General features: G+C 43.4%; 20 protein-coding genes. 12 read left to right on the forward strand and 8 right to left on the reverse strand.

What is annotated here, in order from left to right:
- Positions 1-4: 4 nt before the first annotated feature.
- Positions 5-694: a hypothetical protein gene (locus ACJVC5_RS17645; protein WP_408096866.1), complete on the reverse strand. Its 690-nt coding sequence runs from the start codon at positions 692-694 to the stop codon at positions 5-7.
- Positions 695-814: 120 nt separating this feature from the next.
- On the opposite strand from ACJVC5_RS17645, the gene ACJVC5_RS17650 reads away from it, so the two are divergent.
- Entirely contained in the window at positions 815-1,588 is a 774-nt protein-coding gene (locus ACJVC5_RS17650; protein WP_408096867.1) for a DUF6279 family lipoprotein, read from the forward strand.
- On the opposite strand, the gene ligD is transcribed toward ACJVC5_RS17650, so the two are convergent.
- Genes ligD through ACJVC5_RS17665 form a run of 3 tightly spaced genes read right to left on the reverse strand, consistent with a single transcriptional unit; the run spans position 1,585 to position 4,819 of the window.
- Complete coding sequence (gene ligD / locus ACJVC5_RS17655) at positions 1,585-3,375, reverse strand: DNA ligase D (RefSeq protein WP_408099253.1); 1,791 nt, start codon at positions 3,373-3,375, stop codon at positions 1,585-1,587. The two genes, ACJVC5_RS17650 and ligD, sit on opposite strands and share 4 nt — an antisense overlap.
- Positions 3,376-3,398: 23 nt before the next feature.
- Positions 3,399-3,941, reverse strand: a complete 543-nt coding sequence (locus tag ACJVC5_RS17660) for a DNA polymerase ligase N-terminal domain-containing protein (RefSeq protein ID WP_408096868.1) — start codon at positions 3,939-3,941, stop codon at positions 3,399-3,401.
- 2 nt (positions 3,942-3,943) lie between these two features.
- Entirely contained in the window at positions 3,944-4,819 is an 876-nt protein-coding gene (locus ACJVC5_RS17665) for a Ku protein (protein ID WP_408096869.1), read from the reverse strand.
- Between the two features lie 174 nt (positions 4,820-4,993).
- On the opposite strand from ACJVC5_RS17665, the gene ACJVC5_RS17670 reads away from it, so the two are divergent.
- Genes ACJVC5_RS17670 through ACJVC5_RS17680 form a run of 3 tightly spaced genes read left to right on the forward strand, consistent with a single transcriptional unit; the run spans position 4,994 to position 7,242 of the window.
- Positions 4,994-6,127, forward strand: a complete 1,134-nt coding sequence (locus tag ACJVC5_RS17670) for a Gfo/Idh/MocA family protein (RefSeq protein WP_408096870.1) — start codon at positions 4,994-4,996, stop codon at positions 6,125-6,127.
- A gap of 14 nt (positions 6,128-6,141) precedes the next feature.
- The gene (locus ACJVC5_RS17675) at positions 6,142-6,792 is read left to right on the forward strand and encodes a type 1 glutamine amidotransferase domain-containing protein (RefSeq protein WP_408096871.1); all 651 of its coding nucleotides are present in this window, start codon (positions 6,142-6,144) and stop codon (positions 6,790-6,792) included.
- Between the two features lie 12 nt (positions 6,793-6,804).
- A complete protein-coding gene (locus tag ACJVC5_RS17680; protein ID WP_408096872.1) occupies positions 6,805-7,242 on the forward strand; it encodes a hypothetical protein in 438 nt (145 codons plus the stop codon).
- On the opposite strand, the gene ACJVC5_RS17685 is transcribed toward ACJVC5_RS17680, so the two are convergent.
- A complete protein-coding gene (locus ACJVC5_RS17685; protein WP_408096873.1) occupies positions 7,193-9,301 on the reverse strand; it encodes a hybrid sensor histidine kinase/response regulator in 2,109 nt (702 codons plus the stop codon). The genes ACJVC5_RS17680 and ACJVC5_RS17685 overlap by 50 nt on opposite strands.
- On the reverse strand, positions 9,298-14,607 hold the full coding sequence (locus tag ACJVC5_RS17690) for a HAMP domain-containing protein (RefSeq protein WP_408099254.1): 5,310 nt from the start codon (positions 14,605-14,607) through the stop codon (positions 9,298-9,300). Before ACJVC5_RS17690 ends, ACJVC5_RS17685 begins: the two co-directional genes overlap by 4 nt.
- A 327-nt stretch (positions 14,608-14,934) precedes the next feature.
- Here ACJVC5_RS17690 and ACJVC5_RS17695 point away from each other — a divergent pair, with 327 nt between their 5' ends.
- From ACJVC5_RS17695 to ACJVC5_RS17705, 3 genes are read left to right on the forward strand one after another with little or no spacing between them, the layout of a single operon-like run.
- On the forward strand, positions 14,935-15,309 hold the full coding sequence (locus tag ACJVC5_RS17695) for a hypothetical protein (protein ID WP_408096874.1): 375 nt from the start codon (positions 14,935-14,937) through the stop codon (positions 15,307-15,309).
- A gap of 1 nt (position 15,310) precedes the next feature.
- A complete protein-coding gene (locus ACJVC5_RS17700) occupies positions 15,311-15,568 on the forward strand; it encodes a DUF5985 family protein (protein WP_408096875.1) in 258 nt (85 codons plus the stop codon).
- Between the two features lie 9 nt (positions 15,569-15,577).
- Positions 15,578-15,850, forward strand: a complete 273-nt coding sequence (locus tag ACJVC5_RS17705; protein WP_408096876.1) for a DUF5985 family protein — start codon at positions 15,578-15,580, stop codon at positions 15,848-15,850.
- Here the strand turns inward: ACJVC5_RS17705 and ACJVC5_RS17710 are convergent.
- Positions 15,847-17,250 (reverse strand): L,D-transpeptidase family protein, encoded by a 1,404-nt coding sequence (locus ACJVC5_RS17710; RefSeq protein ID WP_408096877.1) that lies wholly within the window; start codon positions 17,248-17,250, stop codon positions 15,847-15,849. The genes ACJVC5_RS17705 and ACJVC5_RS17710 overlap by 4 nt on opposite strands.
- A gap of 194 nt (positions 17,251-17,444) precedes the next feature.
- Between ACJVC5_RS17710 and ACJVC5_RS17715 the strand changes: the two genes are divergently transcribed.
- The 5 genes from ACJVC5_RS17715 (at position 17,445) to ACJVC5_RS17735 (ending at position 21,131) form a co-directional block, all read left to right on the forward strand.
- Positions 17,445-17,957 (forward strand): pyridoxamine 5'-phosphate oxidase family protein, encoded by a 513-nt coding sequence (locus ACJVC5_RS17715; protein ID WP_408096878.1) that lies wholly within the window; start codon positions 17,445-17,447, stop codon positions 17,955-17,957.
- A 12-nt stretch (positions 17,958-17,969) separates the two neighbouring features.
- A complete protein-coding gene (locus tag ACJVC5_RS17720; protein ID WP_408096879.1) occupies positions 17,970-18,185 on the forward strand; it encodes a hypothetical protein in 216 nt (71 codons plus the stop codon).
- Between the two features lie 155 nt (positions 18,186-18,340).
- Positions 18,341-19,321, forward strand: a complete 981-nt coding sequence (locus ACJVC5_RS17725; protein WP_408096880.1) for a deoxyhypusine synthase family protein — start codon at positions 18,341-18,343, stop codon at positions 19,319-19,321.
- Positions 19,322-19,427: 106 nt separating this feature from the next.
- Positions 19,428-19,817 (forward strand): hypothetical protein, encoded by a 390-nt coding sequence (locus ACJVC5_RS17730; protein WP_408096881.1) that lies wholly within the window; start codon positions 19,428-19,430, stop codon positions 19,815-19,817.
- Positions 19,818-19,895: 78 nt separating this feature from the next.
- Positions 19,896-21,131: an adenosine deaminase family protein gene (locus ACJVC5_RS17735; protein ID WP_408096882.1), complete on the forward strand. Its 1,236-nt coding sequence runs from the start codon at positions 19,896-19,898 to the stop codon at positions 21,129-21,131.
- Here ACJVC5_RS17735 and ACJVC5_RS17740 read toward each other — a convergent pair.
- Positions 21,115-21,630: an ORF6N domain-containing protein gene (locus tag ACJVC5_RS17740; protein ID WP_408096883.1), complete on the reverse strand. Its 516-nt coding sequence runs from the start codon at positions 21,628-21,630 to the stop codon at positions 21,115-21,117. The two genes, ACJVC5_RS17735 and ACJVC5_RS17740, sit on opposite strands and share 17 nt — an antisense overlap.
- Positions 21,631-21,656: the final 26 nt, after the last annotated feature.

Here is a 21,656-nt window from a genome sequence, read left to right on the forward strand (position 1 = left end):
ATCCTTATTGAATAAACTTATGATAAATGTCTGGCGGAATTGTGCCCGAAAGTTTTAGTCCTACCTTCATCTCTTTTTGCTTACGGGTTTGGTATTTGGAATCAACTTCGTTATTGATGTAAACCACTTCCGCTAAGATCGGATACTGAAGTTGGATATCTTGGAGTCGAGTCACCCAAAGGATACGGTTATTTTTTAAGAATGATCGGTTGTGCTCAGAAACAATTAGTCCTAGACCGGCCTCTGAAATATCCATCACTCTAACCTGAAGTTCATGACTTAATTCACGATTCATTCCAGTCAAGGTCGGCTTGAGACTTACAGCTCGATCTTGATTCGGCTGAAATGAATGTCGAGGAGTTCCACGAAGCTCCATGGTCTTTATCAGAGCAGGAAATGTGAAATAAACCGCATCCAGACCTACACGGTAGTCCGTCACTTTGAAAACGCTGGTGTGATAATCCAGCTTCACATATAGGGGCAAATCATTATCCATCATATATTTTTGAGTATCAAAGTAGATCACCACTTCGCGGGTCACAAAATCGATCTCAAAATGATGTATAGGAATAATAGACTTACCAATGGCGTGAGACTGCCAAATGAAGTTGTCCTGCAATGAAGACGCTTTTTGAAGGATACGTAGTATTTCCCGGTAATCAGTGCTCGACCGGTAGCTATCGAGATTCAACATTATAATAGCTTGCAAAAATTGTCCGGCTTTGACAAATTTTTCATTTAAAGGCCGACTACAGAAGACGGCCTTTACTCATGCGTTCATTACTTCCCGTCAAAGAGCTGAAAGAATAAAGTCATGAGAATCGCTACCTTCTTCCTCATTGTTCTTATTGGTTATGGTTGTGCAGCTAAAAAACTGGCCGTTGATAATGCGGACACCCTTCTAGGGCATCAAGTAACAAAAAGAATCCCCCTCTACTCCGCACAGAAGAATGAATTAGGTAAGGACATAGACAAGTTTTTGAATAATCAAAAACCCGTAGCTCAAGAAATTGTTCCAGTCATTGATGATATGAAGCTCGAAAACGAGGCCAAACTTGAAGAGCATTACAAGAAACTCGAAAACTTTTATCGCAAGATCGCCAAAGACTTCTCAAACGTTATGTCAAAGTACATGGCCAAGCTCGATTATAAACAGCAAAAAGAATTCTTTGATGAAGTAGAAGAAGAAAATCGTCAGATTGTACAAAAAGACAAAGAAGAGCGTCTTGAAGAAATCGAAGAACGACTGGAAAGATTTCTAGGTAGTATTAATACAAATCAAAAACAAGTCATTACAAACTATGGCGACTACTTTATGGAGCAAACCAATAAAAGAGTCGAACGAAGAAGAAAGCTTCATCAAAAGTTCAAACATATTTACGCTCAAGACATTTCGCCAACAACAAGGCAGGAACTGTTTCAAGAGGCCTTTGTTGAGTATCAGGAAGAGGGCCTTACATCCAACAAAAACCTAGAGATCTTAAAGAAGTTACTTCCAACTATTACCAAGGCCCAGCGAGAACACTTCCGTCGGGAAACTCAAGGCATTAAAGATATTCTTTCCTACTTCTTGCAGGTCAATTATTAAGCGGCCAATTTCTTGGCCGGTGTTAAGATGGAAATCTTCTGTTTAAGTTTTAACATTCCTGTCCATGGGTCCTTCTTTCGTGCCTTAATTTTCTTAAGCGCTTTTTCCAGGGTAAATTCCTGGGGCCCTTTAATCCTTTTAAGTTCACTCCACTCAAGTGGTAATGCCACCGCGCTAAGAGGCTTTGCTCTCAGAGAATATGGAACAACGGCAGTGGCCCCATAACCGTTTCTTAAATAATCCACAAAGATTTTCTTGTGCCGGATCTTCTTAGACATATTGGCCACGTACTTTTTAGGATTTCTAGAGACAAGCTCGAGAGCAAGTGCCTCCGAAAATGATTTAATTTGGTCCCAGTCATATAAAGGGGCCACAGGGATATGGACGTGAAGTCCTTTTCCACCGGTCAACTTCACAAAAGATTCTAGGCCCAAATCATCCAACATCTCTTTTAATTCAAAGGCGGCCGAGACCACCTCTTTCCATGGAACCCCAGTTCCTGGATCCAAATCCATCACAATCTGATCCGGTCTCATATAGGTCTTCCAATGACTGTTCCAGGCATGAAGCTCAAAGGCATTTAATTGAACAAGCTCCTCAAGGCCACGTCCGGTACTCACTGATAAATATATTCCCGATCCTTTCTCCTCTTTAATGGGGAAAGTATTAAAAGCATCAGGTACCTTTCCCGAAATGTGTTTCTGGAAAAAACACTGAGACTCACTTCCATTGGGGCAACGAACTAAAGAGAGAGGTCGGTCGGCCATGTAAGGCAACATCACTTTAGAGACGGCCCGATAATATTCAAGCACTCTTTGTTTTGTAATTTTTTCTTTCTTAAATAAGATTTTTTCTGGGGAAGAAATCTCCTTTGCTATTTCTTTAACCACGTCCTGTGCCTCCTTGTCCTCGCGCATTCCCTGAAAGACCGGTGTTCGAAGAATTCCTTCATCGGTCCAATTTCCAAAGGAAACCTCGCAGAGCTTTTCCGGTTTCACCCAATGAATATCTTTCCCTCTGGGGGAATTGACCTCAAAAGGTGATTCCTCTTCTTCAATGGACGAAAGTTCTTTTTTAATATCTCTTAACGTCGAGGTATTAAATCCAGTTCCAACTCTACCCACATAGCGAAATTTCTTTTTCTCAAAAGTTCCCAGTAAGAGAGCACCTATCCCGGTTCTTCCACCTTTGGGTTCGGTCCAGCCACCAATGACAAATTCTTGTCTCAAACTACACTTGGTCTTCACCCACAGATCATTCCTTCCCGGTATATAAGGGCTATTGGCCAGCTTAGAGACAATACCTTCCAGCCCTTCTTCACAAGAGATTTGATAAAAGTCATCTCCTGATCCTTCCACATGTTCACTTAGGTGTAATAAAGGTGAAGCATCTTTTAAGAGCTCAATAAGTTTCGCTTTCCTCTCTAAGAGAGGCAGTTCTCTTAGATCCACCCCGTCCAGATATAGAAGATCGAAGAGGAAGTATTGAAGTCTTAAATCATTTTTACTTTTCAAAGAATTCTGCAGCCTTTGAAAATTACTTTTCCCTTCTTCATCCAAAGCAACGATCTCCCCGTCAAAAATGGCGTTTTGAACCGGAAGCTGTTCTAAAGCATAAAGGATGTGCGGGAAAGTGTTGCTCCAATCCAGACCACTTCGGGTATACAAAGTTCCTACTCCATTTTTTAGATGAGTCTGCACTCGATATCCATCAAGTTTCATTTCATGGATCCATCGGGACTCTTCAGAAGGAACTTCGGTTACTAACCGTGGTAATTGAGGAGGAATAAATCCAGGCCACTTATCCTGGCCTAACTTGCGAGCTTTTTTTTTGAGACCTTCTTTGTTGGCTTTTTTGTTTCTTCAAATTCATCATGGTGTTTGATGAGAAGCCAATTTTTCTTGCTCTCATTTCGATAATTCGTTCGGACCAGAACAAAACCACCGTTGAGTTTATCGCCATGAAGGTGAAATTTTAATTGACCCTTTTCCAGTGCCTCATGAGGATCATCATCGTCGCATTCCCAGGTCCCCTTGTCCCAGATAAACACTTCTCCCGCCCCATATTCTCCCTCGGGAATAGTTCCATGAAACTTAGCATACTCCATTGGGTGATCTTCAGTCTGAACAGCGAGTCGCTTATCTTGTGGATCAAGTGAAGGTCCTTTAGGAACGGCCCAGCTCTTTAACACTCCATCCATTTCCAATCGGAAGTCATAGTGAAGTCTTCTAGCATGATGTTCTTGAACAACGAATTTTAATTTCTTCCCTTTAGAGACGGCCTTTTTTCCTGATGGCTCCCGGGTCTTTTTAAAATCTCGTTTAGCATTGTATTCTTTCAATGAACTTTTCATATTTAACTCGCTCGTTTTCGTGCTGTTTTCTTGGCGGTCTTCTTCTTAGAAGCAGGGGCCTCTTTGGCCGTCTTCCCTTTTTTCTTTTCTTCCAAGGATTTTTTAAGAAGAGGCATAAGATCTACCACCACACCGGTGTTCCCCTTTTCCGCCTTTGGTACTTCACCCAGATCAACTTCCTTACCTTCACCGGCCTCAATTTTAAGATTAATGATTTTCAAGAGGTCATCGTTGTAAGTGTCTTTATATTGATCAGGCCTCCATTTACCAGTCATTCCATCAATGAGTTCTTGGGCCATCTTAACTTCTTTGGCAGAAAATTTTGGACGTTGAATATCACTCAAATACTCCACCTCATCCACTTCCAATACTTCATGGGAAAAGCGTAGAATTTCCAAAATAAGATAATCTCCCCTGGTCATAATCGCACCCAGGTGTTGCTTCGTTCTGATAATGACTTTAGCGATGGCCACTTTCTTAGATTTCTTCAGGGCCTCGGCCAATAAGAAATAGCCTTTGATCCCATTCTTCTGCGGCACCAGGTAATATGGCTTCTCCAGAAACATAGGATCAATTTCATCCAGATCCACGAAGTCCTCAATATCAATGGTCTGTGTGGCCTTGGGGTTGGCGCGTTTAAAATCATCTTTTTCAATGATCACAAATTGACCTTTCTCATACTCGTAACCTTTGACGATCCTGTTCCAGGGAACTTCTTTTCCGTCTTTGCCACTGACCTTTTTATATTTAATCGGGGATAAATCTTTTCCATCGAGCATAGAAAAGTGGAGATCATTTCCTTCTTCTGCTTTTTGAAGAGAAACTGGAATATTTAAAAGTCCAAAACTGATTGATCCTTTCCAAATGCTTCCTGCCATGATTCACCTCCGTGTGATCCTAAGGAAAGTCTAATGGGCTTCGACCCTTCCCTCAATTTGCAGAGATTACTTGTCAAACTTCCCCATCTGTTGCGAAGTTCCCCAAGCAAAATAGTTTTAATCATCACTTAAGGCCGGCACTTTGCTTGCAAAATGAGCGCGGGAGGAGTCTCTATGCTCATTGGCAAAAGCAAGAAGAAGAAAATTCGCTACGCTGTGGTAGGACTGGGGTATATTGCACAAGTTGCTGTGCTTCCTGCATTTAGAAATGCTAGAAAAAATTCCAAGTTAGTTGCCCTGGTTTCCGGAGACAAGGAAAAGCTAAAGCGTTTAGGTGAGAAATATAAAGTCGATAAATGCTACCTCTACTCAGAGTTCGAAGAATGTCTTCGCTCCGGAGTGGTAGACGCCGTTTATATTGCGACTCCAAATTTTTATCACCGAAATATCATGGAAACCGCCGCTAAATATGGTGTGCACGTTCTCTGTGAGAAACCCATGGCCGTCACGACAGAAGACTGTCTTTCTATGATTAATGAAGCGGATAAGAACGATATCCAGTTAATGATTGCTTATCGTTTGCACTTTGAGGCAGCTAATCTTGAGGCGATCAAGATTGCCCAATCAAAACAACTCGGCGATTTGAAGATATTCAACTCTATATTCACCATGCAGGTAAAAGATCACAACAATATCAGGCTGGATGAAGTGGAAAAAGGTGGGGGGCCTCTTTACGATATCGGCATTTATTGCATCAATGCCGCCCGCTATTTGTTTAAAGCAGAACCGATCGAAGTCTTTGCCATGTCTGGCCACAGTAGAGACTCCCGCTTTAAAAAAGTGGATGAACTCGTTAGCTGTGTCATGAAGTTTCCCGACGATCGACAGGCCACATTCTCTATTAGCTTTGGGGCCTTTGCCAGTGCAGATTATGACCTCATCGGTACAAAGGGCCGTCTGCGCCTAGAAAAAGGGTATGAGTACTCAACCACCATGTCCTTAAAAATCTACGAAGAAAAAAAGATCATCACCAAAAAATATCCGAAGCGCGATCAGTTTGCTCCGGAGCTTATTTACTTCTCAGAGTGTATTCAAAAGAAGAAGAGGCCCGAACCTTCAGGAGAAGAAGGTCTGGCGGACATTAAAATTATTGAAGCACTCCTGCTTTCCATTGATCTGGGTTCACCCATCATGCTGGATGAAATCAACAAAAAAACCCGTCCCAGTGAACAGCAGAAAATCACTCGTCCTTCATTCGTGAAGCCAAGACTCTTCAACGTAATAGGGCCAGGAGGAGAAAAACATTAAACACGGAGGTTTATATGTTTGAAGTTGTAGAAAAATTATTGCATCGAAGATTTCTTCCTAAACATACGCCATTAGAACCAAGACCTCTTGCAGGAACTCATGTGGCCATTCTTGCCACTGATGGTTTTGAACAATCAGAATTATTTTTACCCAAAGTAGCATTGGAGCGCGCAGGCGCGGTCACTCATGTTATTTCCTTACAGAAGGGAAAAATTAAAGGCTGGAACCACACCAATTGGGGTAAAACCATTGAGGTGGATATGACAGTTCGAGAGGCCTGGTCCATGGAGTTTGATTTCCTTCTTCTTCCAGGAGGAGTTATTAATCCAGATAAGCTTCGAGAAAATGCAGAGGCAGTGGCGTTTGCAATGTCTTTTGTAAATAAACATCGTCCTATTGCGGCCATCTGTCATGGGCCACAACTTTTGATTGAAACTGGAGGTCTTAAAGGGAGAACTTTGACCTCTTATCCATCAATCAAAACTGATATTGAAAATGCAGGGGGCCACTGGATCAATGAAAAAGTGGTGATTGATCACCGCTTTATTACCAGTCAGCGTCCCTCTGATATTCCAGCCTTTAACGATGCGATGATCCAGGAGTTTGCAGAACATAAGATTCGTCACATCCTTCCTGATACCGAAGGATATGCTTCGACTCTATAACAGGGAGATCCAATGAAGGGGCCCATACTTATACTGGCCATCTTATCACTAACAACTCAGGCCGCAGTTCCTGAGTCCATTGCCCTCTCCATGGTCCCCAGAGGCAAAGTCGATCTTCAACAAGGCCGCGACTTCACCATAAAGTCTCTTGCCAATACAAAAATCAAAATAGAGTTTCGAAGAAATGGAAAGTTTGAAGAGGCCTCAGGAGACAATCTCAATAAGGGAGATGAACTGGAGCCAGGTGAAGGAATGATCTCACTTAGTTCCGCGGCCCAAAAGCTTCAGGAGAAAGGTATTAAACCCGAAGGGCATTGGTCTTTGGAGCAAGATCCGAAATTCGGCTGGATCTATGAAGTGAATCATCAATACCTCATTGATGCGAAGACCGGAAAAGCACTTAATGATACTGACTCTCCGAAGACTGTTCAGCTTGGAACTTCTCCATAGCTTCATTCACGTCTTTAGGTAAGGTCACTTTAAATGTAGTTCCTTCTTCTGGACTAGACTTCACTTCAATTTTACCCATATGACCATCAACAATCTGCTTCACAATAAAAAGTCCAAGTCCAAGACCACTCACACTCTCATTGGTGGTGGCACGTTCAAAACGTTCAAAGATGCTCTTAAGCTTATTCTCGGGGATTCCCTTCCCATGATCTCTGACAGTGATGGTAACCTGGTCCTCCACCTCTTCCATGGTTAGTTCCACTAAGCCAGGAGCATATTTAATCGTATTCGTAAGAAGGTTTGTGATCACTTGCTCAATGCGGATTTTGTCCCACACTACAGGAATATTTTCTCCCAGTTTCATCTCAAGATTACAGCCAGAGTTCACCAGGATCTCTTTATGTCTTTCATAGACTTCTTTTACGACGTCTTGGGCGTTCAGTTCTTCGAAATTAAATGTAAAGCGTCCTGACTGGATTCGGGACACATCCAAAAGAATCTGAACAAGATTAATTAATCGGTCCACTTGTTTGACTGAGGCATCTACGGACTTTGTAAAACGATCCATTGGGATCTGGCCATCTCTACTCGCAAGTAAGGTCTTCCTCACCATTTGAAGTTGGAGCTTCAATGAGGTAATAGGTGTATTCAGCTCATGGGAAGCAATTGATAAAAACTCATTACGAACTTCAATCGCCTCTTGAGAAATTCGATAAAGCTTAGAGTTTTCAAAGGCAAGGGAAACACGTTTTGAGAGTTCTTCGGCCGTATCAATAAAATATTGATCATATTTCATACGATTGCCAGCAACTGCAAACGTCAAAGCACCTAAGACCTTTCCATGAAGTTTCAGTGGAACAACCAGAGCGGCCGTTGCGGCCAGTTCTGTCGTAAGCTGCTTTTGCTCTTCATCCAGTGACACTCGCTGAATAAGCTCTTGGTCAATATCATTAAAGACGATGTATTTTCCGGTCTTAATCACCTTGGCCGCACCAACTTCACTGTCAGGACGACAAAGATATTTGTCATGTAGCTTGATCGCCAACTCTTGCTTTTGCGGGTCTTTATGAGTGATGACCAGGTTTTCTAATTTGCCCTCCTCATTGACGATGTCGAAAGCACACCAATCAGCAAGATAAGGCACCGCCAGTTTGGTAATAGATTGAAGAGTAAGACGATAATCGAGTGTAGAAACCAGTATCTCACCTGCTTCGGCCAGAAACTTCTGCATTTCTTCTTCGCGTTTACGATCCTCAATGTCCGTGGCAGTTCCTAACCAAGCACTGATTTCCTTTGGATTAAAATAGCGCTCGGCCTGAATTCGAACTAAGTGCCAGCGAAACTCCCCTTTATGATTCAGGATTCGACACTCAGAAACCATGGCCTCATTACCGTCCCTAAAGAGACTCATAAGTTCCTGCAGGTCGTCTGGATGAATCACATCTTTCCAGGCCAGTCCCTGACTCTTGTCTTGACTCAAACCTGTATACTCGTACCAAACTTTATTAAAGTACTCGTACTCACCATTCGGTAAAAGACGAAAAACGATTTGAGGAATGGAGTCCGCCAGATATTGATAGCGACGAAGGTTTTCCATTTCCATGCGATCAATTTTCTCCGCATGGGCCTTCTGCTCAGATTCATAGAGTTTGGTTGCTTGATCTTTAATGAGTTGATTCTTGCGGAAAATATCAACAAAGATGGCGACCTTAGATCTTAAGATATAGGGATCGAAAGGCTTCAAAAGATAATCAATTGCCCCCACCCCATAACCTTGATAAACATATTGTTCATCCTGGCTCACGGCCGACATAAAGATGATAGGAATGTCCTTGCTCTTTTCACGGGTCTTAACAATAGAGGCCGTCTCAAAACCATTCATCCCAGGCATCTGAACGTCTAAGAGAATAACAGCAAATTCCATCTTCAAGAGATGTTTTAATGCTTCATTACCGGAGCTTGCCGTAACTACGTTGTAGTTAGGCGAGTTCAGAACGGCCTGAACGGCCATTACACCCTCAGGCCTGTCATCTACGACCAGGATATTTACTTTTTTCATTGGCCCAAACTTACTGAAGTTTTCTTCTTCATCCACTTATGCATTATGGCCAAAAGATTATCTGTATCTACTGGCTTCGTAATATAGTCGGTCGCCCCTGCTTCCAGACATTTTTCTCGGTCTCCTTTCATCGCTTTAGCGGTGAGAGTAATGATCGGCAAATCTTTAAATTCCGGCATGGTTCTGATTTCCTGAGTGGCCTCAATTCCTCCCATTTCAGGCATCATGATGTCCATCAGGATAACGTCCACATCCGGATTCTCTTTTAATTTCTCAATTCCAGCTCGCCCGTTATCAGCATAAAGAACTTCCATTCCACGACGTTCCAGGATCACAGTGATGGCGAAGATATTTCTCATATCATCATCAATGACAAGCACCTTTTTATCGCTAAAATCAGCGTCTGCCGGGAGCTTTGAGAGTTCCGTTGGTAAATCATCTTGAACTGGTAATACTTCCAGCGCTTCTCCCTGGGTACGATAATTAATAGGCAGGTAAAGTGTGAATGTACTTCCCTGACCTGGAGAACTTTTCACTTCAATACTACCGCCTAAAAGACGAGCAATCTGTCGGCTAATCGTTAGACCCAGTCCTGTACCGCCATACTTACGGTTCGTTGTACCATCAGCTTGTTGGAAGGCCTCGAAGATAAGGCTTTGCTTCTCTTTAGGAATGCCAATTCCAGTATCCGTCACTGCAAACATTAAGGCCTGCTCACCTTTAACATTGGTTTGCTGAATTTTAAGAGTTACCCTACCTTGTTCAGTAAACTTGAAAGCATTTGAGAGAAGGTTCTTCAAAATCTGCTGAACTCTGGTCACATCAGTATTAACAATAAGGTTCTTCACGTCTTCGCCAGCATCAATAATGAAGTCTATTCCTTTATGATTGGCCACTGGGCGGAAACTGTGTTCCAAGTATTCTGAGATCTCCGGAACTTTCACATCACGAGGTACGATTGGCATTTTCCCTGCCTCTACCTTCGATAGGTCTAGGATCTCATTAATGAGAGCAAGAAGATCGCATCCAGAGGAATAAATGGTCTGAGCAAACTTCACTTGCTCATCTGTCATATTGCTCTCGCGATTCTCAGAAAGCATTTTCGAGAGGATCAACAAGCTATTAAGTGGAGTTCTAAGCTCATGTGACATATTGGCCAGGAACTCTGACTTATACTTCGAGATAAGTGAAAGCTGTTCAGCTTTTTCTTCGACTGAATGAGAAGCAAGCTCCACTTCTTGGTTTTTAATTTCCAGGAGTTTCGCTTTTTCTTCCAGTTCTTTTGCTTGAGCTTCAAGTTCAGAGTTCGATTTTTTAAGCTCAATAAGAAGTTCTTCAGTTCTCATTGAAGAAGCGATCATGTTCAACACAACTCCGATACTTGTCACAAGTTGATCAAGGAAGTTGAGATAGTTCTGAGAGAACGTATGAATCGAAGCAAGTTCAATCACGGCCTTCACTTCACCTTCAAACAGAATAGGAAGAACAATTATATTTACAGGCTTCGTTTCACCTAAGCTTGATGCCACATAGACATAATCATTCGGCGCTTTATTCACCAGAATCTTTTTCTTCTCAAAGGCGCACTGACCGACCAAACTTTCACGAAGTTTATAGTAATTCTGAAAGTTCTTTCTTTCTGTGAAAGCATAGCTCGCGATCATAGAGAGAATCGGCTCAGGCTTATTGTCCGGATCCATGATAAAGAATGTGCCTTGTTGAGCGTCCACCAGAGGAGTCAGTTCAGACATAATCAACTGAGCGACAGATGTAATTGAGCGCTGACCTTGCATCATACTCGCAAATTTGGCGAGGTTGGTTTTTAACCAGTCCTGCTCATGGTTCTTATCAGTTGTGTCCTTCAAGTTACCAATCATCTGGTTAATATTATCTTTCAGGGCCGCAACTTCACCTTGAGCTTCGACCGTAATTAAACGAGTCAAATCTCCTTCCGTCACCGCTGTTGATACCTCGGCAATCGCTCGGATCTGAGTTGTTAGGTTTCCTGCGAGTTGGTTCACGTTGTCCGTCAAATCTTTCCAAGTACCGGCCGCACCTGGAACTTTCGCTTGTCCACCTAGCTTACCTTCAATACCCACTTCTCTTGCTGTGGTTGTTACCTGATCAGCGAATGTTCTCAACGTATCAGTCATGCTGTTAATTGTTTCAGCGAGGGCCGCCACTTCCCCTTTCGCTTCAAGAACGAACTTCTGGTTTAGGTCACCGTTTGCAACCGCCGTCACAACTTTCACGATACCACGCACCTGTTTTGTAAGGTTAGAGGCCATGAAGTTCACGTTATCAGTCAGGTCTTTCCACGTGCCGGCCACACCAGGCACTCGCGCTTGCGCCCCCAGTTTACCTTCAATACCCACTTCGCGAGCAACCGTTGTTACCTGATCGGCAAATGTTCTCAGGGTGTCCGTCATGCTGTTGATGGTTTCTGCAAGGGCTGCCACTTCCCCTTTCGCTTCAAGAACGAATTTTTGGTTTAGGTCACCGTTTGCAACCGCCGTCACAACTTTCACGATACCGCGCACCTGTTTTGTAAGGTTCGAGGCCATGAAGTTCACGTTATCAGTCAGGTCTTTCCAAGTACCAGACACTCCTTTTACATCTGCCTGCCCACCCAGTTTTCCTTCGGTACCCACTTCCTTCGCCACACGAGTCACCTCGGCCGCGAATGAGTTCAGCTGATCCACCATGGTATTGATGGTATTTTTTAGCTCCAGGATCTCGCCCTTCGCATCTACCGTAATCTTTTGAGAAAGGTCACCTTGTGCTACCGCTGTTGTCACCTTCGCAATGTTACGCACCTGTGCGGTCAGATTTCCTGCAAGAGAGTTCACGTTATCAGTCAGGTCTTTCCATGTACCAGAAACACCTTTCACTTCCGCCTGGCCACCCAGGCGTCCCTCAGTACCCACTTCCTTCGCCACACGAGTTACCTCGCCGGCGAATGTATTGAGCTGATCCACCATGGTGTTAATCGTATTTTTTAATTCTAAGATCTCGCCTTTGGCATCTACTGTAATTTTCTGAGAAAGGTCACCCTTCGCAACAGCAGTCGTCACCTTGGCAATGTTACGTACTTGGTTAGTAAGGTTACCCGCAAGAACGTTCACGTTATCAGTTAGATCTTTCCAGGTACCCGACACACCTTTAACTTCCGCTTGTCCGCCCAGACGTCCTTCTGTACCCACTTCTTTCGCCACACGAGTTACCTCGGCAGCAAATGAATTCAGCTGATCCACCATCACGTTGATCGTGTTTTTCAATTCGTAAATTTCACCTTTGGCATCTACGGTAATTTTCTGTGATAAGTCACCTTGAGCAACCGCAGTTGTCACCTTCGCGATGTTACGTACCTGCGCTGTTAGATTTCCCGCAAGTGAGTTCACGTTATCAGTCAGGTCTTTCCACGTACCTGACACACCTTTTACTTCGGCCTGGCCACCCAGACGTCCCTCAGTACCCACTTCTTTCGCCACACGAGTTACCTCGCCTGCGAATGTGTTGAGCTGGTCCACCATGGTGTTAATGGTATTTTTAAGTTCAAGGATCTCGCCTTTCGCATCAACCGTAATTTTTTGTGAAAGGTCACCCTTCGCAACCGCAGTTGTTACCTTTGCAATGTTTCGCACCTGATCTGTTAAGTTTCCAGCTAGACCATTCACGTTGTCGGTCAAATCTTTCCAAGTACCCGACACACCTTTAACGTCCGCTTGTCCACCTAGTTTCCCTTCTGTACCTACTTCCTTCGCCACACGAGTCACCTCGGCCGCGAATGAGTTCAACTGATCCACCATCACATTGATAGTGTTTTTAAGTTCGAAGATTTCACCTTTGGCATCTACGGTAATTTTCTGAGAAAGGTCACCGTTCGCAACCGCCGTAGTTACCTTTGCGATGTTTCGCACCTGATCTGTTAAGTTACCGGCAAGAACGTTCACGTTATCAGTCAGGTCTTTCCATGTACCAGACACACCCTTCACTTCCGCCTGACCACCTAGTTTTCCTTCTGTACCCACTTCTTTCGCCACACGAGTTACCTCGGCCGCGAATGAGTTAAGCTGGTCCACCATGATGTTGATGGTATTTTTTAGCTCTAAGATTTCACCCTTAGCATCTACTGTAATTTTCTGAGAAAGGTCACCTTTAGCAACCGCGGTCGTCACCTTCGCGATGTTACGTACCTGCGCTGTTAAGTTACCGGCCAGACCATTCACGTTGTCCGTCAGATCTTTCCAAGTACCAGACACACCTTTTACATCCGCCTGTCCACCCAGCTTACCTTCACTCCCCACTTCCTTCGCCACACGAGTCACCTCGGCAGAGAAGGAACGTAGTGTGTCCACCATGGTGTTAATGGTATTTTTAAGTTCAAGGATCTCACCGCGAGCATCTACGGTGATTTTCTGAGACAAGTCACCATTCGCAACCGCTGTTGTTACCTTTGCGATGTTTCGCACCTGAGCTGTTAGATTGTTCGCGAGACCATTCACGTTATCTGTTAGGTCTTTCCACGTACCTGACACACCTTTTACATCTGCCTGTCCACCCAGACGACCTTCCGTACCCACTTCCTTCGCCACACGAGTAACCTCGGCCGCAAAAGATGAAAGCTGATCCACCATCACGTTGATGGTTGTTTTTAGTTCGTAAATTTCTCCTCGGGCATCCACAGTAATCTTCTGTGAAAGGTCACCTTTCGCCACCGCCGTTGTCACCTTCGCGATGTTACGTACCTGCGCCGTTAAGTTACCTGCAAGAACGTTCACGTTATCAGTCAGATCTTTCCAGGTACCAGACACGCCTTTTACATCTGCCTGCCCGCCCAGTTTCCCTTCGGTACCCACTTCCTTCGCCACACGAGTAACCTCGCTGGCAAATGAGTTAAGCTGATCCACCATGGTATTCACGGTCATACCGATCCGGGCAAATTCTCCTTTTAAGGGAGTTCCCTCAATTTCCATTACCATCTTTTGAGACAAGTCGCCTTTGGCCACCGCCGTGATAACTCGAGCGGCCTCAGTAGTTGGTTGGACCAGATCGGTAATAAGAGTGTTTACAGATTCCACACTGGTTGACCAAGCTCCTTTGATAGAGCCAATGGTCAATCGCTCAGTCATCTTTCCTTCTTTACCTACGATGCGCCCTACGCGAACAAACTCGTTCGCCATATTATAGTTAATCTCGTTAATATCATTTAAGACGTCGGCGATGTCGCCAAGGACAGTGTCGTTTTCCATTTCCAATCGCATGGAAAAATCTCCGCTGCGAATGCCCTTCACCATGAGAAGAATTTGTTTTAATTGTTCTCTATCAGAATCTTCTTGATAAGCACGAGCAGTTTTTCTGACGACCTTTGATGGAAAATCTTCATCACGCTTTCTAGAAAGTAATGCTTGATTCACATTGACCTTTTTAGTGGCCTTATTACTGCTCGATTTCGTTCTCAAGATTTTTACTCCTGAAGAAAAGTTTTGAAAAATGATCTCAATTCATTTAAGAACAATGAGATCACTTAATTGTTCTTAATTTGATGCCCGGTTTTATAGAGGAATCAAGACGGAGACAAGAGTGAAAAATGACTCTAGTAAACTTTTTTTCAGAGAGAAAGGAGACTTATTTTGCCTACCTCAAGTTTACCTTTAGAAATTAAATCGTTCTTAATTGAATACATCGATTCAATTTCTCATCTTGAGGTTCTCTTAATGTTGTTCTCAACACCAGACAAGAAATGGGACGCTCAAAGTGTGAGCAAAGAATTTCGAAGTAATGTGACAGCAGCAACAATTCAACTAGAGAATCTACAACAAAAAGGACTTATCAAGGTTGATGAGTCTCGTTCTTATTTCTATGTTCCTGAAGAACATCATGAGCTCATCAAGGCCTTGTATGTCCTTTATCACGACAAACCAGTCGCAGTCATAGCTTGCATATACGATAAACCACAAGACAAGTTGAAGAGCTTTGCCAACGCCTTCAAAATCAAAAAGGATTAATATGGCATCCGCAGTATACATACTCTGTGCTGTAACCAGTTTTTTTTGCGCCTTTCTTCTTTTCAGGGCCTATAAGGAGAATCGTTTCCGATTACTCTTTTGGTGTGCCATTGCTTTCACTGGTTTTACATTGAACAACATACTTTTGTTTTTGGATGAGAAGGTCATCCATCATATAGACATGTCCACCATTCGAACTATCCCTGGAAGTATTGCCATTATTCTTATGGTGTACGGACTTATCAAAGAAGAAACATAGGAGACCATCATGTATTTACCACCGGCCTCGTTTTTCTCTGGAATTATTATGATGGGAACTCTTGTGACGGGGCTCTTTTTTTGGAAGTTCTGGAAAAAGACTTACGACAAACTCTTTCTGTATTTCGCCCTGGCCTTTTTTATTATGTCCTTTGAAAGAGTTCTGCTGGGATACTTGGGTGTCTCAAAAGAGATAAGCCCCCTCATCTACTTAATTCGATTGGGGGCCTATTCGTTAATCATCATTGCAATTTATAGGAAGAATCAGGAGTCCTCAACCTAGTACTTCTGGAAATACTTCGGAGGATATTTACCGAAGGTATCGTCAAAGCCCATTAGCTTATGACCAATTTCAGTATACTGAATGATTCGGTTAGGACGATAGTCAAAACGGTAGAGCCCGACTTCTGAGTGAGTCCCATTACGAGTCAGCTTTTTACCAACGATCTCGTACTTTGGAATGTTTTTTAGTTTATCAATGGCAGCAGTATAGAATTTCTCAGCGTACTTATTGCTATTGATGAACTTTGATTTTTGATTTTCAACTAAGTAAGGTGCAATTGCTTCATCTATCGTTTTACCTTTAGGCACCGCAATTGAGCCTGGAATGTTATAGTACTTCACATCAATCGCTTCAAGAGTACCATCTCTGTTCCAGTCAACCACATCGAAGTAATCAAGCACAGTCACTTTAATTTTGTTCGCGGCCTTTTTAAGATCGGCCGGCATAAGGGCACGAAGCTCCAGGATGTCAGATGAATCCATGCGGTGACAACCATGAGAAACGTAGCCACGACGAAGATACCACACGTCCAGTGGAGAATAGTTTGTGATCGGGCCATGGAAGGCCACGCCACTCCATTCAATAAGAAGGAACGGGAAACCGCCAAACTCATCTTGCCATTTATTCGACCACCAACGAGATTCAATGGATTCGGCCGTTTTGAGATCAGTCGTCATCTCTTTCGGTTGATCAAATGGACCCTCTACTGTGGCCGCAATTGGATACACGAGTGTGATATAACCCAGGTAACCTGGTCTGTCTGAGCTTGTCGTAAACAGGTGACCCATGTGTTTCTTGAAGAGCCTTTCAGAGTTTTGCTCCGATAGGAGCTGTTCAAGCTTGGCATTATCGTTAATAACGTCTTCAGGTCTTTCATTTGTATCAAACAGGTATTTAAAGTGGGCCTCTGAAATAAGGGCCGCATACTCATCTTCTTGCTGGTTACTTATATAGTTTATCTCATTTCTCTTTTCGAGATAAATGTCCCCATGGTTGTCTAGAATGTGAGAGGAGTACTGTTCAGCGATTTTCGCCCAGGCCTGAGTATTTTTAGGCTTGTCCTCAGCGAGTTTACTGATCTTAACAAGTGGGTGGAGAGAAAAAATGGGATCGCTTGAGGCATCATTAATCGCCTTCCAACGCATAAAGAGTTGGTTCGCATAAGTATTAATACGACCTTGATTCACATGGGCCGTCACTCGAGCAGTCAGGTTGATTTTTGAAATAGTAATTTCCAGCTCATTACCTTCAAACTTAGGCACATCACCTAAATAGAGAAAACGACCAGTGGTTGTATTTTTAAGTTTTGGGGTGTCAGTTCTTTCGTGCGGGATTGGTCCTCTTCTTGACCAAACAACGTTAGCAGACAAAAGAAGTGCAATCATAAGCAAATGTTTCATGTTTACCACCCTCAATGTTTGAGTGATTAAATTCAATATCTATGCCGGCCCAGCTCAAAAATACAGGGAGAACAGGTGTCAAAAAATTAGACACCTGACTGAAGAAATTACTTTCCTCTCTCGTTGCGGGCCCCAATTCAATCTGAATCAAAGAGAGTAGAATAAATGAAAGAATAATTAACCAAGGAGTGGTTATGAATACTGTGGATATGGATTTGGAGCGGCTCGCGGGTCTTATCAGCGACATCCAATTCACCATGCTAACAACAGTTAGTGACGACGGCTCAATTCATAGTCGTCCAATGGCGACCCAAAAACTGGATGTGGAACATTTCGATGGAACACTGTGGTTCTTTTCTAAGAAAACTTCTCACAAAAATCATTGCATTGAAAAAGACCAGCATGTGAACCTCGCCTACGCTAATCCAAGTAAGCAGCGCTATGTTTCGATCTCAGGACGAGCGAACATCGTAGAAGATAGAAGCAAGATGCAAGAACTATGGAATCCAACTCTTAAGGCGTGGTTCCCAGAAGGACTGATGGACCCGGAACTTTCTCTTATTAGCGTAAACATTGAAAGCGCAGAAATCTGGGACTCTCCGGCCAGTAAAATGGTTCAGATGGTTGGTCTCGTCAAATCTGCAGTAACCGGAAAACCTCTTTCTCAAAATGCGACGAAAAGCCAGCATATTGAGATCAGACACTAAAGCGAGGTCGTTATGAATTTTATCCAAGAAATGATTGTGAAGTTTCGGGACATGGTTAAGCCCAATGAAAAGAGTCGTTTTCATCCTGAGGCCTCTCCAAAGCAAGATGATACATCTCGGCTCATGACTGAGGACGAGAAAGTGGACGAAGCTTTGGAAGAAAGCTTCCCGGCCAGTGATCCTCCTGGGCATATTTCTAAGTCTGCCGAGGACCTTCGTCAGTATTAACTTCCAACCTATTGAATCTTATTTCCCCCTCTTACGAGGGGGTTCTTTTTTCTCTTTTTCCCCTCTTGACGACCTGTGTGGATTTCTATGAAATATGCGCGCATATACCTATTATGTGAGCCCCGGCCTCTTAGCCGGCATTCTAGAGAGTCAATATGACAACTAAAGGACCTGTTTCTCAATTTATGGATCACCACTATCGTCACTTCAACGCTGCTGCGATGATGGACGCTACGAAAGCTTACGAAGCTCACATCGCTTCTGGTGGTAAAATGATGGTAACTCTTGCTGGTGCTATGTCGACAGCTGAGCTTGGCCTTTCACTTGCTGAAATGATCCGTAACGGAAAAGTACATGCTATTTCATGTACTGGTGCAAACCTTGAAGAAGATATCTACAACCTCGTTGCTCACGATCACTATGAGCGTATTCCAGACTGGCGCGCTCTTACTCGCGACGCTGAACAAGATCTTTATGATCGTCACCTTAACCGCGTAACTGATACTTGTATTCCAGAAGAAGCGGCGATGAGAAAAATCTGGGCCGTTATGGCCGCAGAATGGGCAGAGGCTGAAGCAAAAGGTGAACGTTGTTTCCCTCACGAGTTCTTCTACCGTGCTCTTCTAAAAGGTAAATTTAAGAACGATTACCAAATTGATCCAAAGAACTCTTGGATGCTTGCTGCTGCTGAAAAGAACATTCCAATGGTAGTTCCTGGTTGGGAAGACTCTACTCTTGGTAACATGTATGCTTCATTCTGCATGCGTGGTGAAGTGAAGAACGTTCACACAGTAAGAACTGGTATCGAATACATGACTTCTCTAGCTGAGTGGTACATGAAAACTGCAGAAACAAGCTCGATCGGTTTCTTCCAAATCGGTGGTGGTATCGCTGGTGACTTCCCGATTTGTGTGGTTCCAATGATCCGTCAGGACCTTGAGAAGGATGATATCCGTCTTTGGGGTTATTTCTGTCAGATTTCTGATTCAACAACTTCATACGGTTCGTACTCAGGTGCGGTACCTAACGAGAAGATCACTTGGGGTAAACTATCTAAGGAAACTCCAAGCTTCATCGTAGAAAGTGATGCAACAATCGTTGCCCCACTTATGTTCGCCCACATCCTAGGCTGGTAATTTCAACAATCACGGGACCTTAATCGGTCCCGTGTTATTTCTTCAGACTTTTCTCCACCCATTCCTCTCTGTGATAAAGATGTCTCATCAAACCTAAGGAGACATTATGAAATTTCTATCTGCATTGGCGTTTGTGGCCTTTTCATTCGGTGCTTTCGCTCAGGACAACTATATCAAGATCTGTAACCCTCAAAACAAAAGTGAATATTATCAACTGACCATTAAAGGCAAAGAGGCCGTTGAAAAAGTAAAAGATAGCTCATCAATTAAAACTCAAAAATTTGAAGTAAGAAAAACTCTGGAGGCCACTCTTGAGGACCTTCGCAATATGGAAACTGCCAATCGCATGAATGTTCGACTAATAAAAGGAGTTGCTTACGATCTTGGTGGCCAGGACTTCATCCTGATTGCGAAGGGGACAAACAACCTAAAATATCTTTTTCACATCCTAGGACCTTATACTCAGTTGGTGGGTGATTCGTCTTCTTGCCGATAGGAATTTTGACTAACTGAATCCAATAATTTAGACCTTAATTTCTTGCTCATGTCCCCCTAAGTCTTGTAACTTAGGGGGATGACTAAATACACAGACGCTTTTATCAAAGAAATGCCTAAGTCCGATCTGCATTTGCACTTGGACGGATCACTGAGAATCCCTTCTCTGATCGAAATGGCGAAGAAACTAAAAATTAACCTTCCCTCTTTCACCGAAGAAGGCCTTCGCGAGTTAGTGTTCAAGGACACCTACGCTAGCCTTCCGGACTACCTTCACGGGTTTCAGTACACCTGCTCGGCCCTAAGAGACCTCGAGAACATCGAACAGGCCTCTTACGAACTGGCAGTGGATAACCAAAATGAAGGTGTGGTTTATATCGAACCACGTTTTGCTCCTCAACTTTTAGTGGACGTTGAAAATGGTCTAACCATGGAGACAGTTCTAGAGGCCACGTATAAGGGTCTAGAACGCGCTAAAAAGGAATATAACAATCGTCCTGAGGTCAAGAACGGATCTAAGCCAGAATTCCATTATGGGATCATTAGCTGTGCCATGAGAAAGTTTGGCCCTAAAGGGTACTCTCCTTTCTACACTCGCTTCTTCAAATCCATGGAATACTCAAAAGAGATGGAAGTGCTTCGAGAAGGCGCTCTCCAGATGGTGAAGGCGGCAGTAAAGATTCGTGATGAAAAAGGTATTCCTATTGTTGGGATTGATCTAGCGGGCCAGGAATCTGGTTACCCACCAGGGAAATTCAAAGCGGTTTACGACTACGCTCACAGAAACTTCATGCACAAAACAGTTCACGCTGGTGAAGCTTACGGCGCGGAAAGTATTTTCCAGGCCATTACTGAGTGTCACGCGGATCGTATCGGTCACGGCTACTATCTGTTCGATGAGAACAAGATCGTTGATCCAAATGTGACTGATAAGAAAAAATATCTAAACGACCTTATTACTTTCGTTGCTGATAAACGCACAACAATTGAAGTGTGTCTTACATCAAACCTTCAAACGAATCCTGAAATTAAGTCGATCAAAGATCACTATTTCAAGGAAATGCTGAAGAACCGTATGTCGGTAACAATCTGTACAGATAACCGTCTTGTTTCAAATACGACTGTATCTCGCGAGTTTAAACTTGCTCTCGATAACTTCGAAATCCAGCCGAAGCATTTGAAAGATATCGTGGCCTACGGCTTTAAGAAGAGCTTCTACCCTGGCCAGTACATTGAGAAACGTAACTGGGCGAAGAAAGTGGTTCAGCACTTTGATGAAGTGGCGAAGAAACATGGAATTATTGATCACGTTTAAGACCTATCTTTTTACGATGAGGCGGTAGCTTTGGTGTTACTGCCTCTTCGTAAGAGTCCATTCTCTCAAATACAATTTTAAAAAGTTTGTTTGTTTTCTTCTCGAGCTCATCCACTTTATGTGAAGCTGAGGTTTCTAGACTTAGGAAGCTTCTGAGTTTGATGAAGGTGCGGATGATGGAGATGTTGACCTGGATGGCACGTTCACTATTAAGCACCGTTGAAAGCATGGCCACGCCACTTTCTGTGAACAACATTGGCATTGTTCTTCTTTTGGCATTCCAACCACTTAGCGGATTTGCGGCCGCAAATTGCGACCGCAAATCGTCTAACTCACTTAAATCACATTCGAACATGAAATCAGATGGGAACCTAGAGAGATTACGTCTTACCTGCTCACTAAGGCGTTTATTGGTTACTCCATAAAGCTCCGCTAGATCCGAATCCAACATCACTCTCTGCCCACGAATTGTATAAATGAATTTTTCGATTTGTTTCATGCTCAGTATATAGAGCATGTTTAAGA

Source organism: Peredibacter sp. HCB2-198, assembly GCF_045999315.1.
Classification (GTDB): domain Bacteria; phylum Bdellovibrionota; class Bacteriovoracia; order Bacteriovoracales; family Bacteriovoracaceae; genus Peredibacter.